The organism is Pseudolactococcus laudensis (assembly GCF_013449735.1).
Taxonomy (GTDB): Bacteria; Bacillota; Bacilli; order Lactobacillales; family Streptococcaceae; genus Pseudolactococcus; species Pseudolactococcus laudensis.
Map to the genome: position 1 here is coordinate 85,932 of NZ_JACBNY010000002.1, position 15,173 is coordinate 101,104.

General features: G+C 40.3%; 15 protein-coding genes. All 15 read left to right on the top strand.

Translation table 11 applies throughout. The annotated features are described in order from the left end of the window. The first annotated feature begins 49 nt into the window (after positions 1 to 49). On the top strand, positions 50 to 364 hold the full coding sequence (locus HZR21_RS02100) for a hypothetical protein (protein ID WP_180746004.1): 315 nt from the start codon (positions 50 to 52) through the stop codon (positions 362 to 364). A 9-nt stretch (positions 365 to 373) separates the two neighbouring features. Then, complete coding sequence (locus HZR21_RS02105; RefSeq protein ID WP_180746006.1) at positions 374 to 1,450, top strand: efflux RND transporter periplasmic adaptor subunit; 1,077 nt, start codon at positions 374 to 376, stop codon at positions 1,448 to 1,450. Then, positions 1,434 to 2,102: an ABC transporter ATP-binding protein gene (locus HZR21_RS02110; RefSeq protein ID WP_281366868.1), complete on the top strand. Its 669-nt coding sequence runs from the start codon at positions 1,434 to 1,436 to the stop codon at positions 2,100 to 2,102. The genes HZR21_RS02105 and HZR21_RS02110 overlap by 17 nt, the downstream gene beginning before the upstream one ends. Then, positions 2,099 to 3,295, top strand: coding sequence for an ABC transporter permease (locus tag HZR21_RS02115; RefSeq protein ID WP_180746008.1), 1,197 nt, complete (start codon positions 2,099 to 2,101; stop codon positions 3,293 to 3,295). Before HZR21_RS02110 ends, HZR21_RS02115 begins: the two co-directional genes overlap by 4 nt. Positions 3,296 to 3,563: 268 nt before the next feature. Further along, on the top strand, positions 3,564 to 4,916 hold the full coding sequence (locus tag HZR21_RS02120; RefSeq protein ID WP_180746010.1) for a hypothetical protein: 1,353 nt from the start codon (positions 3,564 to 3,566) through the stop codon (positions 4,914 to 4,916). Further along, positions 4,913 to 5,599, top strand: a complete 687-nt coding sequence (locus HZR21_RS02125) for an ABC transporter ATP-binding protein (protein ID WP_180746012.1) — start codon at positions 4,913 to 4,915, stop codon at positions 5,597 to 5,599. The genes HZR21_RS02120 and HZR21_RS02125 overlap by 4 nt, the downstream gene beginning before the upstream one ends. Positions 5,600 to 5,949: 350 nt before the next feature. Next, positions 5,950 to 8,196, top strand: a complete 2,247-nt coding sequence (gene nrdD, locus HZR21_RS02130; RefSeq protein ID WP_003138797.1) for an anaerobic ribonucleoside-triphosphate reductase — start codon at positions 5,950 to 5,952, stop codon at positions 8,194 to 8,196. 171 nt (positions 8,197 to 8,367) lie between these two features. Further along, complete coding sequence (locus HZR21_RS02135; RefSeq protein ID WP_180746014.1) at positions 8,368 to 9,204, top strand: energy-coupling factor ABC transporter ATP-binding protein; 837 nt, start codon at positions 8,368 to 8,370, stop codon at positions 9,202 to 9,204. Then, on the top strand, positions 9,180 to 10,034 hold the full coding sequence (locus HZR21_RS02140; protein WP_180746016.1) for an energy-coupling factor ABC transporter ATP-binding protein: 855 nt from the start codon (positions 9,180 to 9,182) through the stop codon (positions 10,032 to 10,034). Before HZR21_RS02135 ends, HZR21_RS02140 begins: the two co-directional genes overlap by 25 nt. Further along, positions 10,027 to 10,827, top strand: coding sequence for an energy-coupling factor transporter transmembrane component T family protein (locus HZR21_RS02145; RefSeq protein ID WP_180746018.1), 801 nt, complete (start codon positions 10,027 to 10,029; stop codon positions 10,825 to 10,827). Before HZR21_RS02140 ends, HZR21_RS02145 begins: the two co-directional genes overlap by 8 nt. 48 nt (positions 10,828 to 10,875) lie before the next feature. Beyond that, the gene (dapD, locus tag HZR21_RS02150; protein ID WP_180746020.1) at positions 10,876 to 11,571 is read left to right on the top strand and encodes a 2,3,4,5-tetrahydropyridine-2,6-dicarboxylate N-acetyltransferase; all 696 of its coding nucleotides are present in this window, start codon (positions 10,876 to 10,878) and stop codon (positions 11,569 to 11,571) included. Positions 11,572 to 11,588: 17 nt separating this feature from the next. Then, on the top strand, positions 11,589 to 11,843 hold the full coding sequence (locus HZR21_RS02155) for a hypothetical protein (protein WP_180746022.1): 255 nt from the start codon (positions 11,589 to 11,591) through the stop codon (positions 11,841 to 11,843). 6 nt (positions 11,844 to 11,849) lie between these two features. After that, positions 11,850 to 12,980, top strand: a complete 1,131-nt coding sequence (locus HZR21_RS02160) for an N-acetyldiaminopimelate deacetylase (RefSeq protein WP_180746024.1) — start codon at positions 11,850 to 11,852, stop codon at positions 12,978 to 12,980. Positions 12,981 to 13,232: 252 nt separating this feature from the next. After that, positions 13,233 to 14,267 carry a PTS sugar transporter subunit IIC gene (locus HZR21_RS02165; protein WP_180746026.1) on the top strand — a complete coding sequence of 345 codons (1,035 nt, stop codon included), beginning with the start codon at positions 13,233 to 13,235 and terminating at the stop codon, positions 14,265 to 14,267. 35 nt (positions 14,268 to 14,302) lie between these two features. Beyond that, positions 14,303 to 15,124: a PTS system mannose/fructose/sorbose family transporter subunit IID gene (locus tag HZR21_RS02170; RefSeq protein ID WP_180746028.1), complete on the top strand. Its 822-nt coding sequence runs from the start codon at positions 14,303 to 14,305 to the stop codon at positions 15,122 to 15,124. The last annotated feature ends 49 nt before the right edge of the window (positions 15,125 to 15,173 follow it).

The following is a 15,173-nucleotide window of genomic DNA, read 5'->3' on the forward strand; positions in this document are numbered from 1 at the left end:
TAGAACTGAATTGTTGAAAATTTTCGACTAAATAGCTAGGGAGACAAACATGAATAAAACAACTAAAAGTATATTTGCTATCGTATTAATCATATTGGGTATCTTATCAATTATCGCGACCTCACTTAATCTTCAAGTAACTATGGGGGATACAGAGGCATTTTTAGCGGGTCAAGTCGCATTACCAGTGCCACCGATTTTGACATGGGGACTAAACTTAGTGCAGGTAATTGGTTTTCTTTATCTTGTATTTAGTGAAAAATTCAAGAAAACGAATCTATTTTGGATTTTACTACTTCCGGTAGGTTGTATTGTCCTTGGAACGCGTCAACTCTTAAGATTAAACAAAAGTGAATTTGATTGAGGTATAGAAATGAAAAAATTCTACAAGAAACATCCACTGATTGTCATTTTAACAAGTGTGATAGCAGCAATTATCATTGGAACGATTGGTTTGTCTGCCTTGTTACTACCGAAACAAAAAACGAGCAAGCAGGATAGTTATGCGCTTTATACGGTAAAGGTAGAGGCTGACAATATTTTTAAGGGCAATGTGACGGCAAAAACGTCGACTGATTATCGAGAAGATATGTCGCTTGGTGAACTTTCACAAGTCAATGTGACGGATGGGCAGGAAGTGAAGGCTGGCGATGTTTTATTGACATATACTAAGTCATCTGACGACTTATCAAGCCAAGAATTTGCAATCAAAAGTGCTGAGAATGATTTGGCAAATGCCCAGGCAGACGTGGTGGAAGCAGAAAATAAAGATGCTAAGTTGCGCAAGAAATATGATAATGCCAAAGAGATAGAAGAAAAAGAGGGGATCAATACACAAATTGAGAGCAATAACGAGGCTTGGAAAGCAGCGCAGCGCTCGGTGACGGCTGCTACACTTGCGCGCGACCAAGCACAAGCAAGTTTAGCAAGTCAAAAGGATAAGCAAACTGCCACGGTGACCGCTACAACAGATGGTCTTGTGATCATGGGGACGAAGTCTGAGACGTCGCCTTTACTGAGTGTTGTGAGTCGGGAGACACTGGTCAATGGTAAGACGTCGGAATATGATTACGACAAGCTCAAGGTGAACGATGTGGTAAGTGTTGAGACGGTTGACTTGTCGAAAAAAGTGACGGGTAAAATTTCTTATATTTCTCCAGTTCCAGATAAAGCAACGTCTGAAACCTCATCTAGTCAATACAATTTTAAGGTTGTTTTAGATGAGCCGTTACAAAATGGCTATACGGTTCAGATTCACCGTCCAAATGAAACACTTTATATTCCGAAAACATCCGTGAAAAATGGTCAAGTTTACCTGAAAAGTGGTAAAAAATTTAACAGGGTTGCAGTCGAAACTAAGGAGTCGGGTAGTCGATTGCAAGTCATATCTGGTTTAAATTCGGGCGATAAAATTATCGAGGAGGCAGCAGCTTATGTTGATACGCCTTGAAAATATCACAAAAACTTATGAGCTTGCCAAACAAGAAGTTACTGTTTTAAACGATGTCTCTCTCAATATTTTTGAGGGTGATTTTGTTGGTATTATGGGGCGAAGTGGTTCTGGAAAGTCGACTTTGGTTAATCTGATTGGTTTTTTGGATAAGAAATTTAAAGGGACTTACTATTTTGAAGATAAGTTAGTTGAGCAGTATACAGACGATGACTTATCTAAAATCAGAAATGAAAATGTTGGCTTTGTTTTTCAAAATTTTGGCTTGATTGAAAATATGACAGTTGGGCAAAATGTTGAATTGCCTTTATTATACGCTGGTATTTCTAATCAGGAAAAAACACGTCTTGTCGCGGAGAGTTTGGAAAAAGTGGGATTGGCTGACTTTGTAGGCCAGTCTGTTAAACTTTTATCGGGTGGTCAAAGGCAACGGGTGGCTATTGCGCGTGCCATTGTTAATTCTCCTAAATTTATCATTGCAGATGAGCCGACGGGTGCGCTTGATAGCAAAACATCTGTTGATATTATGCAGTTGTTTACAGATTTGAATACGACTAGTGGTGTGACGATTATTTTGGTGACACATGATCCCAATTTGATGGCACATTGTAATCGTGAAATTAGAGTATCTGATGGCGAGGTGGTCCTATGAACTTGCGTGCCGTGATCAAAAATGCTTATCAAGCCCTTCGTCAAAATACCAGACGCAGTATTTTAACGATGCTTGGTATTGTCATTGGTATTGCCAGTGTCATCACGATTTTATCGTTAGGACGTGGGTTTGAAACTTACACTGTAAAAAATCTGACTGCTACAAATGAAAAAAATGTAGCGGTCGATGTTGTTTTTTCGCCGTCGGATTATGAACAGTTTGAATCAAATAAAATGCGCTACTTTTCTGATGAAGACTTGAAATTTATAGGTCAGATTGAGGGCGTAGAGAAGGTTGCCTATGTCAAAGCTGACGACAAGTTTTTACGTATAGATTTACAGGCAGCAGATAAAAAAATCAGTAAGAATTTAGGCTTTGTAGCTGGTGATAAAGACGCTATCGAGGTGGGGCGCACGATTAGTCGTGATGATATTGAAACGCATCAAAAGGTCGCAATTATCAGTCGTGATACGGCAAAAGATGTCAATCCAGATGTGAATAAGGTATTAGGTACAGGGGTTGACATAAAAGGGGAGCTTTATCAAATTGTTGGCATTTATAAAGGAGGGACGGCTAATTTGTTTGATATGACCCCTGATGTCAAAATTCCCAAGACAACCTACCAGTACTATGCGAATAGCGAAGGGAATCCCACACAAATAAAAGTTACAATTGCTAATGATTATAAACCCAGTAAGGTTGCGCAGAAAGTGATTAAAAAACTGGAAAAAGTAGGCATCAGTCGTAATTTTGGTGAGTATTCAACTTTTGATATGAGTTCTCTGACAGACGGTATTGGTAAAGTATTGAAGATGTTGACCTTCTTTATCTCAGGAATAGCTGGCATTTCACTCTTCATTGCAGGTGTTGGCGTTATGAATATGATGTATACATCAGTTTCTGAACGTGTCAAAGAAATTGGCGTTCGCCGAAGTGTTGGCGCTAAAAGACGTGACATTCGAAATCAATTTTTGGTTGAAGGCTTGATGCTAACAATGTCAGCTGGTGTGATTGGTTATATCATCGGTTATTTGGTTGAGCTTGTCATATCAATCTTCTTGCCATTTAAAGTATCTCCAGATTTATTTACAATTTCCCTAACTCTAGTCATAACGATTGCCATTGGTCTGGTCTTTTCAATCACCCCAGCCAACATGGCAGCGCGAAAAGATTTGGTGGAGATTTTAAGGTAGCATTACAAAAAATAGGTCGTTTGACTTATTATTCGAGATTGAGAATATAAAAATAAGACGATGCTTGCAATAAAACTCTTTCAAAATCCTACTAAATAGTGGGATTTTTATAGTCTCTATTGTGTAAATTAGCGACTGAGTTATTCTAATTATTCGAAAATATTTATATAAAGATAAGTTTTTGATAATAATATCTAAAAAAAGTATAATTAAGGAATAAATGCATTTATCACCAAAATCATCTAATCAATTTGTAGAAAGTCTATTTATGAAGATAAATTTTGCTTTTTTACTGTATTACAAGTGGAAAGAAAGGCTAAGCAATAGGCAGCCCTTTTTACAAGCTCTTTCTTTTATTGGGGAATGTTTGAAACAGATTCTGTTAATGCCTTTTCTGTACCTTTTCTTTGCCTATTGGTTATTTAATGATACGTATATTGCTCAACTTAGTTTATACGTTATGAGCTTGAGTTTATGTTTGATGAATTTGACAAAAACGATATTAGATTTAAGGCGAAACCGTATCAATTATACCTATGAAATTTTAGGTCAACGTGTTTCAGTCCTCACTCTAGCAATTGATTTGACCTACAATTTTCCTTATTTTTTAGGTGCGGTGGTTTATTTAGTTATTGGAGAACTTTTGTTTTTTGACGGTTTTCTGAAGTTTGCTTTACTCATCGGTCTCTCTTTTCTATCGCTTTTAGCTCGCTATTTTTATCTCCAGAAGTTTTATCGCAAGCAATATTTACAGTATCGGCTAGGTTTTTTGGAGAAAAACTTTAATTTAACGACTTATTTTTTATTAGCCATGGCGTGGCGTCTGTTAAAGGGTCAGCTGGTTTATTGGCAAATTTTGGTCGTTTTAGTAGCGATTGCGATATTTTGGTTAAGTTTTCATATTTTCGGACGACTTTTCAAACAAATTGAGCGGTTAGATTATTGGCTGATTGAACTTAAAATCTCTTTCCACGAGAGTGGTGGCGTACCGTCAGGCGTTTTTGTAACACTAATTTCAGGTCCTATTCTAGCGCTTGTTGGCTTATGGTTTATAAAGGAGAATATGAGTGCTTTTTCAAATACAGTCAGTGAACAGTTTCAATTAACTAAGTATATGTTGGTCAGTATCAGTTTATTTTTATTGCCGACTGCTCTATTTCAAATTTTTGCTTTTGATATAGAAAAGAAAAAGATGGTGACGTTACAATATCTGGGTAATTTTAGGCAACAAAAATATCAAGTTAAGCTATTGTTGGCAAGTATCTTAGAGGCTGTCATATCTTTAGTTTTTTTCCCTTTAGTATTCCTAGTAGACGCTAGCTTTTGGCAAGAATTTTTAATTATAATGCTAGCTTTGCCAATGGTTTTGATTACACTTATCTTTTGGACGGTTATTTTTAAAGATTTTGAGACCATAAAATGGCCTTATATGCCTAAAAAGATTGTTTGGTTTCTAGTGCCTTTAAGCGAACTATTCTTACTCATCCCTTATACCTTAAAGCAACATCTGCCTAATTTTTGGCTTGTTTTAGTCTGTTTAGTCTTGATTGTTTGGTTGGTAATTATCGTCTTTTATCGTCTAAGCATTTGTCTTATCAAAGAAAGTGAGCGTGTCAAATGATTAAAGGGAAAAATTTAACTTATCGCTATCCCAATGCTGATTTTGCTTTGTCAAATATTGATTTAACTGTTTCTAGTGACAAAATTCTGGGTTTAGTTGGGGAAAATGGTGCAGGAAAAACGACACTTCTCAATCTATTAACAGGATTTTTAAAAGCAGACAGTGGTGAGATTTTATTTCAGGATAAAACATTAAGTCGTACAAACCTGATTCAAGATATCAGCTATTTACCCGTTGATTTTACATTATACGATTACTTGACCTTATTTGAAAATTTAACTTTTGTTGTTCGGATGAGACATCTGTCGATAACATCTCCAGCACTTAAGCAAATACTTTCAGATTATCAATTACTCGATAGACGTGACAGCAAATTAGCCACTTTATCAACAGGAATGAAACAACGATTTTTCTTTTTGGTAGCAACGCTACACCAACCTAAATTATTAATTTTAGATGAACCGTTTACTGGACTAGATCCTAAACAAATCCTGAAATTTCAACAAGCCATTCGAGATTATGCCCAAAAAGGACATGCAGTCGTATTTTCATCCCACGTTTTAGATTTTGTTGCGACACTTTGTGATCAAGTATTGGTTATGAATGATGGAAAAATAATCAAGATTATAGATAAAATAGAGAGTAACATTTGTCGAGAAGATATTGAGGCGTATTTTGTCTAATTTACAATTTCCCTAACTCTAGTTATAACGATTGCCATTGGTCTGGTCTTTTCAATCACCCCAGCCAATATGGCAGCGCGAAAAGATTTGGTGGAGATTTTAAGGTAGCATTACAAAAAAATAGGTCGTTTGACTTATTTTTTTGTGGTCAATAAGTCGAAAATAGGGCAATCTATTGGCTGAATAGGATGAAATAATCAAATGTTAGGTAAATTCTTGACATCCTATATATAGTGTGTTAAGGTCTTAAATCTTTATATAAGACACAATATATTGTGATTCTGTGTTTACAAATTACCCAATGAGTGGTAGAATATATTTAAAATCACTTTAGAAATGAGATGTATGTTATGATGGTTTGGGAAAAAACAGAGGTAGTCGACAATACGATGGAAGTTGTTAAGCGTGATGGTCGCCATTTAAATTTTGAGCCGGAAAAAATTTATGATGCCTTGAGAAAAGCCTCTGATGAAGTTTTTCCTATGTCACCGGTTCAAGAAGTGAAATTAGAACATTTGACGGATAAAATCGTTGCGACAATTTTTGACCGTTTTGATAACAATATCAAAATTTATGAAATTCAAAATATTGTCGAGCACGTTTTGTTGGATGCTAATGAGTACAAATTAGCAGAAGTCTATATTAATTATCGGACAAAACGCGATTTTGAGCGCTCGCAAGCGACAGATATCAACTTCACGATTGACAAATTGATTAATAAAGAACAGTCTGTTGTCAATGAAAATGCCAACAAAGACAGTGACGTTTTCAATACACAACGTGACTTGACGGCAGGTATCGTTGGCAAATCGATTGGTTTGAAAATGTTGCCGGCGCACGTTGCAAATGCCCACCAAAAAGGTGATATCCATTTCCACGATTTGGATTATCAACCCTATGCACCGATGACCAACTGTTGTCTTGTCGATGTCAAAGGGATGCTCCGCGACGGTTTTAAACTTGGTAATGCTGTCATCGACAGTCCTAAGTCAATTCAAACAGCAGCAGCACAAATCTCGCAAATCATTGCCAATGTTGCCTCAAGCCAATATGGTGGCACATCTGTCAACCGGATCGATGAAGTGCTTGCGCCTTATGCTGAGCTCAACTACGCCAAACACATGAAGGATGCCGAAGAGTGGGTAGCAGCTGAAAAACGTGAAGACTACGCGCGTGCAAAAACGGCAAAAGACATCTATGATGCCATGCAAAGTCTGGAGTACGAGATCAACACCTTGTTCACGTCCAATGGTCAAACGCCATTTACAACGTTTGGTTTCGGTCTAGGCGAGGATTGGTATGCGCGCGAAATTCAGAAAGCAATTCTTCAAAACCGCATTAAAGGTCTGGGTAAAGAAGGGCGTACAGCTATTTTCCCTAAACTTGTTTTTACCATTAAACGTGGTTTGAATTTGAATGCTGAAGACCCCAATTATGACATTAAAGAATTAGCAGCCGAATGTGCGACAAAACGCATGTATCCAGATATTGTCAGCTACGATAAAATCGTTGAACTAACAGGCTCATTCAAAGCGCCAATGGGTTGCCGCAGTTTCTTGCAAGGTTGGCAAGATGAAAACGGTCAAGATGTCGTGGATGGTCGGATGAACTTAGGCGTTGTGACGCTTAATTTACCACGTATTGCCCTTGAATCTAAAGGTGATAAAGATAAATTCTGGCAAATTTTCTTTGAGCGGATGGCAGTTATGAAAGATGCGCTTGTTTACCGTGTGGAACGCGTAAAAGAAGCAACGCCTGCCAATGCGCCAATCCTTTATGAAAACGGTGCTTTTGGTAAACGCCTTAGCAGAACAGACTCTGTCAATGAATTGTTCAAAAATCGTCGTGCGACGGTTTCTGCCGGCTATATTGGGTTATATGAAGTCGCAACTGCTTTTTATGGTGGTGAATGGGAATCTAATCCTGAAGCTAAGGCATTTACGCTCGATATTTTGCGTGAAATGAAAAAAGCAGCAGGTGAATGGTCTGACGAATACGACTACCACTTCTCAATTTATTCAACACCTTCTGAAAGTTTGACTGACCGTTTCTGTCGCCTAGATACAGAAAAATTCGGTGAGATTAAAGATATCACAGATAAAGAATACTATACCAATTCATTCCATTATGATGTCCGTAAAAATCCAACACCATTTGAGAAATTAGACTTTGAAAAAGACTATCCAGTCTATGCCAGCGGTGGTTTCATTCACTATTGTGAATATCCAGTCCTCCAACAAAATCCAAAAGCCTTGGAGGCTGTTTGGGATTACGCCTATGACCGTGTTGGCTATCTTGGTACAAATACACCGATTGACCACTGTTACGAATGTAACTTTGAAGGCGACTTCACACCAACTGAACGAGGGTTCCAATGTCCAAATTGTGGCAATAGCGACCCTAAAACAGTAGATGTTGTCAAACGGACGTGTGGTTATCTCGGTAACCCACAAGCGCGCCCAATGGTCAACGGCCGTCATAAAGAAATCGCATCACGTGTGAAACATATGAATGGTTCAGTCGGTCATTTGTCAAATGGTGATGATTTGGAAAGTGTCGAAATTGACTCAGCTAAGTCTCGTTTCTTTCAAAAATAAAATTTAAAACGGCAAAATACCGTTCAAAAAGCGATAAAAGAACTAGTGGAACAAGGCAAAATAGATTTATTGTAAAAGAGGCCCTTGATTCACGATATTTCAAATGCGTCTATTTAAAGTTCAAAATGAAGAAAAGCCGACAAGTTCGGCTTTTTTTGGTATAATGTTGTCATGCAGAAAATTCTGGAAATAAAAAATTTAACTTATCAATACGAAGAATCAAGCGATATTTACGCCGTAAATGACGTTTCTTTTGACGTTGTTCGTGGTGAGTGGGTGTCGATTATTGGACGAAATGGTTCTGGTAAGTCGACAACGGCAAGGTTGATAGACGGTCTGATGGCGGCAGCCTCAGGTGAGATTATCATCGATGGGCAAACCTTAACGGCAGAAAATGTTTGGGAGTTGCGCCAAAAGGTCGGTATGGTCTTTCAAAATCCTGATAATCAATTTGTCGGCTCAACTGTTGAGGATGATGTCGCTTTTGGGATGGAGAATCATGGTGTGCCACGTGAGGAAATGTTGACACGAGTACAAGCTGCACTAGAACGTGTCAATATGGCAGACTTCAAAACGAAGGAACCCGCTCGTCTGTCGGGTGGTCAAAAACAACGAGTTGCCATTGCAGGTATCGTTGCTTTGCGTCCTGACATCATTATCCTTGATGAGGCGACGTCCATGCTAGACCCTAAGGGCAGACTGGAAATTATCCAAGTCGTCAGAGAAATCAAGGAGCAGTATGGTTTGACGGTGATTTCGATTACGCATGATTTAGATGAGGCGAGTCTTTCGGATAAAATTATCGTCATGAAGGATGGGAAGATTGAACAGATTGCGACACCGGGTGTCTTGTTTTTGAATGATAATCTGGTCGATATTGGTTTGGATGTGCCTTTTTCAGCCAATGTTGCAAGAGAGCTGCGCCAAAATGGGTTGCAGATTCCCGAAAAATATTATACAGAAAGCGAGCTGGCTGACTTTTTATGGCAATCTCTTTTGACAAAGTAAACTACACTTATCAGCCCAATACACCTTTCGAGAGTCGGGCGCTGTTTGATATTGACTTGGATGTGGCAGATGGTAGTTTCACGGCACTGGTGGGGCATACTGGTTCGGGTAAATCTACTTTATTGCAGCATTTAAATGCGCTTTTACTACCGACTTCAGGGACTGTTACGGTCGGTGAAACGGTCATCAAACCTGGCAGCAAGGCAAAGGCTATCAAACCTGTTCGTCAAAAAGTCGGCGTTGTTTTTCAGTTTCCTGAGACGCAGTTATTTGACGAAACAGTTTTAAAAGACGTTGCTTTTGGTCCGCAAAACTTTGGCGTATCCAAAGAAGATGCTCAAGCTATTGCGCGCGAGAAGTTGAACCTAGTCGGGATTTCAGATGAACTATTTGAGCGGTCACCGTTTGAGCTTTCTGGTGGTCAGATGCGCCGTGTGGCGATTGCCGGTATCCTAGCGATGAACCCAAGTGTTCTTGTTTTGGATGAGCCGACTGCTGGTCTTGACCCTAAAGCACGAATTGATATGATGCGTTTGTTTGAAACGATTCATGCCTCTGGTGTGACGACAATTTTGGTAACGCATCTCATGGATGATGTCGCAGATTACGCCGATACCATGTACGTTCTGGAAAAAGGTCGCATCGTCAAATCGGGAAAACCGCAAGACTTGTTTCAGGATGTCGATTTCATGACGGCACATCAGCTCGGTGTACCTAAAGCGACTCGCTTTGCGTTACTTTTACGAGAGCGCGGTCAGTATTTTGAGCACTTGCCGATTACACGTGCGGCGCTTGTTGAGATGATTACGGAGGCGGCAAATCATGGATAAACTGATTATTGGTCGCTACATTCCCGGGTCTTCAATCATTCATCGTCTGGACCCACGAAGTAAACTGCTCGCGATGTTTGCCTTTGTCTTCATCATCTTTCTGGCAAATGATGCTATCGGCTATGGTATTCTGACCGTTTTTACCTTTCTTGGTGTCGCTTTGAGTCGGATTAAACTATCCTATTTCCTCAAAGGGTTACGGCCGATGTTGGGCTTGATTTTGTTTACGGTCATTTTCCAAATGCTTTTCACAACAGGTGGAGAAGTCCTTTTTCAAATCTGGTTTTTAAAAATCACGTCTTACTCGCTGCAAAATGCCTTTTTCATCTTCATGCGGTTTGTCTTGATTATCTTCATGTCAACGCTGTTGACGCTGACGACGCCACCTCTGACTTTGGCTGATGGGATTGAAACGGGGCTTGCACCCTTGAAAAAAATAAAGGTGCCTGTTCATGAAATTGGACTCATGTTATCGATTTCTTTACGATTCATTCCGACGTTAATGGATGATACCACGATGATTATGAATGCTCAAAAATCACGGGGAATGGACTTTGGTGAAGGTAACCTGGTTCAAAAAGTTAAATCGGTCATTCCGATTTTGATTCCGCTGTTCGTCTCAAGTTTTAGACGGGCAGATGATTTAGCCATTGCCATGGAAAGTCGTGGCTATCAAGGGGGAGAAGGACGTAGTAAATACCGAGTCCTCAAATGGCAGCGTTCAGATACCTTGCTGTTGCTCAGTTTGGTTATCGTTACTGCTATTCTGGTCGCATGGAACATGTTGAAATAAGAAAAGAAACAATAGATCCTACTACACACACTTACAAGGGAGAAAACAATGACGAACAAAATGACAGCACAAGAAATTATCCAATTTATCGGTAACGCTGAGAAAAAAACAGCGGTGAAAGTGACGTTTGAGGGAGAATTGGCGGGTACTATGCCTGAATCGGTCATCCAACTGGGCAATGTTTTGTTTGGTGACTGGGCGGAAATTGCGCCGCTTTTGGTTAACTTGACTGAAAACAAAGATTATGTCGTTGAGCAAGATGGACGTAACTCAGCTGTGCCTTTGCTTGATAAGCGTGAGATCAATGCGCGGATTGAGCCAGGTGCTGTGATTCGTGACCAAGTTGAAATTGGCGATAATGCTGTGATCATGATGGGTGCTGTGATTAATATCGGCGCTGAAATCGGTGCGGGGACGATGATTGACATGGGGGCGATTTTAGGTGGCCGTGCTATTGTCGGTGAGAATTCGCATATTGGTGCAGGTGCTGTCCTTGCGGGTGTAATTGAGCCTGCTAGTGCTGAGCCAGTTCGTGTGGGGGACAACGTCTTAGTCGGTGCTAACGCCGTGGTCATTGAAGGCGTTCAAGTCGGCAATGGTTCTGTTGTTGCAGCGGGTGCTATCGTCACACAAGATGTGCCTGAAAATGTTGTCGTGGCAGGTGTTCCGGCACGTGTAATTAAAGAAATTGATGAGAAGACCAAGCAAAAAACAGCACTTGAAGATGCACTGAGATCTTTGTAATCAAAGGTGATACGGATATGGATAAGGATAGTAAGCTGAATCTGCAAGTCACTGCTGTCATTTGGGGTATTGGCTTAGTTTTGTTGTTACTCGGTCTGATTTTTAAAAGAAAAATGTTATGGATAGGTGTGCTAGCCTTTGCAGGTTTTGCTTTGACGGTTGCCTTAATCTATGCATTAGTTCAGACTTTGCGACATAAAGGAACCTTTAGGAAGAATTTTCTCAAGGCTTTGTCAACCCTAAGTGCAGAAATTTTATTGAATGGTTGGTGAGAAACGATGTTAGATTTGATTAAAATTCGCAGGGAGTTGCATCAGATTCCTGAAATTGGTTTGGAAGAATTTGAAACACATGCCTATCTCATGGCACAAATCCGTGAGTTGACAGCAGATAAAGCCTTTGTTGACATCAAAACTTGGCAGACAGGTATTGTCGTTAAGCTCAATGGTTTCGCCCCTGACAAGACGATTGCTTGGCGGACAGATATTGACGGCTTACCAATTATTGAAGATACGGGTCTGACTTTTACCTCGCGCCATGAAGGTCGGATGCACGCTTGCGGTCATGACATGCACATGACTTTAGCACTTGGTGTTTTGGAAACTATGCTTGCAACCCAACCCAAAAACAATCTGATTTTCCTTTTCCAACCAGCTGAAGAAAATGAAGCGGGTGGTATGCTCATGTATGAAGCTGGTGTCTTTGATGGCGACTGGTTACCAGATGAATTTTATGGTCTTCATGTTAGACCGGACCTCAAAGTCGGTGATATTGCGACCAATACACATACCTTGTTTGCAGGGACTTGTGAAGTTAAGATTCACTTCAAGGGAACGGGTGGTCACGCGGCTTTTCCGCACCATGCTAATGATGCCTTGGTTGCTGCAAGTTATTTCATCACACAAGTTCAGACCATTGTGAGTCGAAATGTTGACCCGATTGAAGGGGCAGTGGTAACCTTTGGTAGCCTTCATGCTGGCGCAACAAATAATGTGATTGCAGAGACGGCTTTTCTTCATGGGACGATTCGGACCTTAACTCAGGAAATGAATCAGCTGACACAAAAAAGAATCAGAGCGATTGCAGAAGGTGTTGCCCTGAGCTTTGGTCTGGCAGTTGACATTGAGCTGAAACAAGGCGGCTATCTACCAGTCGAAAATAATCCTGACTTGGCGCAGGACTTGATGACCTTCTTTGATGCGCGAGATGGCGTGAATTTGATTGATATTGCGCCAGCCATGACAGGAGAGGATTTTGGTTATATCTTATCCAAAATACCAGGCGTCATGTTCTGGTTAGGAATTGAAACGCCTTATGCGCTACACCACCCTAAAATGTCGCCTGATGAAGGGGCACTTGCCTTTGGGGTAGAACAAATTTCAGCATTTTTGAAATCAAAAGCAGGTTGAGTTATCAACTTGTTTTTTTTTATAACATTTTTAAAGCAAAAAAACTGGCGTGCTCAGAATATCTGACTAGTTATCATGTAGGTTAAAACAACATTAAATAAACAGAATCATTCAAAAACTGACGAATTCAATCTAAAAAGCAAAAAATAATGAACGAAACAGTCTAAAAAGTGTTGCAATCGGTCAAAAAGTGTGCTAAAATGACCTTATCAATTGATGAAAACGATTTCTTAAAAGAAATGGAGAAAAATTTTGAAAAAATTTTTAATCGCCGCTCACGGCAATTTAGCGTTGGGTATCAAGAGTACGTTAGAACTATTTTTAGGAGATGCCTTAGATTTTACCTATCTTACGGCTTATACGGATGATGCGCCGAATTTAGAAGAGGCACTCGAGAACTTCTTTTCAAGCATTGACGAGCAGACGGATCAGACGGTGATTTTCACAGACCTATACGGTGGCAGCGTCAATCAAAAAATCGCTCTAAAAGCGAGCGGAAAAGCAAATGTTTTTGTCATTGCAGGTATGAATCTTCCTTTAATTATGGAAACAGCCTCTCTGGCTTTGTCTGGTGAGGACTATGACAATGACAAAATCGCAAAGCTCATCACAGGTGCTCGTCAAGAACTCAAACAAGTTGAGTTGGTTGCGGGAACCCTCCAGACAGATAATGCTGAGACTGAGCAAGAAATGACGGAAACAGTCACATTAGAAGCAAGCACACCAGCTTTGACTGAACGTCCTGAAACGAACAAGCACATGACCATGCGAGTTGATGAACGCTTGATTCACGGTCAAGTCGCTATGGTCTGGAGTAAAGCTCTGAAACTTGACGATTATGCTAAGGCAGGTAATGCCAAAGCCTACACGCGTTTGCATTTCGGAATTTGGGGGCTTAACTGGGGCATTTACAGTTTGATTCCTTTCTTCGCCATTCTATTTGGTGCTAAAGCGACTGAGTCAGCTTTGAAACTCATTCCGGAAGTCATCATGCACGGTCTCAGTGTTGCCGGTAATCTCTTACCAGCAGTCGGAATGGCCATGCTCCTTAAAATGCTCTGGGATAACAAAATCGCGGCTTACTTTTTCCTTGGCTTTATTGTGATTGCCTACCTTAAAGTACCACTCATTGCTGTTTCAGCACTTGCCATTATTATTGCAGTGATTGTCGCACAAAACGACATGACGCTTAAAACACTCAAAGATAAAATAGGACACGGTGTCAAAAGTCTAGGGCAAAAGTCTACTGACCCTAAACAACAAGAAGTCGATGATTTTTACGCATAACCATTGGCGTAGCAGAAAGGTAAAAGGAAGAAAAAATGGCAAAATCAACTTTAACACAAGATGAAAAGAAATTACTGAAACAAGTCTACTGGCGCTCGTTTACGGAGTTTGCATCCGTAACGCCGACCAAGCTTGGTGGCTCGGGTGTGACCTATGCTATGCTGCCGTTTATCGACAAATACTATAAGACGGACGAAGAAAAGCGCGACGCCATGGTGCGCCACAATACTTACTTTAATACGACGGTTGCGACTTATCCCTTTGTCTTAGGGGTTGCCGGGTCAATGGAGAAGGAAAATGCTGAACAAGCAGATTTCGATGCGGAGTCTATCTCAGCCATTAAAACCAGTTTAATGGGTCCCCTCTCAGGACTTGGCGACTCGATTTTCTGGGGTGTCTTGCGTGTCATCGCAGCTGGGATTGGGGTTTCTCTAGCCAATCAAGGGAATCCCTTTGCCCCAATCGTCTTTCTACTGGTCTTTAATATCCCAACACAATTAACGCGTTGGTACGCAGGTAAAATCGGCTATACACTAGGGTCGACTTATATCTCTGACCTTTACGAGTCAGGCATGATGGCTGTTTTGACTAAAGCTGCCTCTATTGTGGGGATTACCATGGTTGGGGCTATGGCCGCTAGTATGGTTAAATTTGATGTCAAATGGAATATGCTCATCAATGGCAAAGCGGTCATGAAATCTCAGGAGATGTTAGATTCAATCTTCATTGGGATTTTACCGTTAGCATTCACCCTGATTTGTTTCTGGTTGATTGCGAAGAAAAATGTCTCAATTAATAAAATGATTATCGGTGTCATTGTCTTTGGCATCTTAGCATCATTTCTAGGCATCGCCTAATTAAGTAAATCATAAGAGCACCTCTAAAAACTCAAATTTGCCACTTTTG

Excerpts from the sequence above, each read along its gene's own strand:
- HZR21_RS02120 (WP_180746010.1), top strand. The coding sequence starts at position 3,564 with ATGAAGATAAATTTTGCTTTTTTACTGTATTACAAGTGGAAAGAAAGG.
- HZR21_RS02155 (WP_180746022.1), top strand. The coding sequence starts at position 11,589 with ATGGATAAGGATAGTAAGCTGAATCTGCAAGTCACTGCTGTCATTTGG.
- HZR21_RS02170 (WP_180746028.1), top strand. The coding sequence starts at position 14,303 with ATGGCAAAATCAACTTTAACACAAGATGAAAAGAAATTACTGAAACAA.
- HZR21_RS02105 (WP_180746006.1), top strand. The coding sequence starts at position 374 with ATGAAAAAATTCTACAAGAAACATCCACTGATTGTCATTTTAACAAGT.
- nrdD (WP_003138797.1), top strand. The coding sequence starts at position 5,950 with ATGATGGTTTGGGAAAAAACAGAGGTAGTCGACAATACGATGGAAGTT.
- dapD (WP_180746020.1), top strand. The coding sequence starts at position 10,876 with ATGACGAACAAAATGACAGCACAAGAAATTATCCAATTTATCGGTAAC.
- HZR21_RS02140 (WP_180746016.1), top strand. The coding sequence starts at position 9,180 with ATGGCAATCTCTTTTGACAAAGTAAACTACACTTATCAGCCCAATACA.
- HZR21_RS02145 (WP_180746018.1), top strand. The coding sequence starts at position 10,027 with ATGGATAAACTGATTATTGGTCGCTACATTCCCGGGTCTTCAATCATT.
- HZR21_RS02115 (WP_180746008.1), top strand. The coding sequence starts at position 2,099 with ATGAACTTGCGTGCCGTGATCAAAAATGCTTATCAAGCCCTTCGTCAA.
- HZR21_RS02110 (WP_281366868.1), top strand. The coding sequence starts at position 1,434 with ATGTTGATACGCCTTGAAAATATCACAAAAACTTATGAGCTTGCCAAA.
- HZR21_RS02135 (WP_180746014.1), top strand. The coding sequence starts at position 8,368 with ATGCAGAAAATTCTGGAAATAAAAAATTTAACTTATCAATACGAAGAA.
- HZR21_RS02100 (WP_180746004.1), top strand. The coding sequence starts at position 50 with ATGAATAAAACAACTAAAAGTATATTTGCTATCGTATTAATCATATTG.
- HZR21_RS02125 (WP_180746012.1), top strand. The coding sequence starts at position 4,913 with ATGATTAAAGGGAAAAATTTAACTTATCGCTATCCCAATGCTGATTTT.
- HZR21_RS02160 (WP_180746024.1), top strand. The coding sequence starts at position 11,850 with ATGTTAGATTTGATTAAAATTCGCAGGGAGTTGCATCAGATTCCTGAA.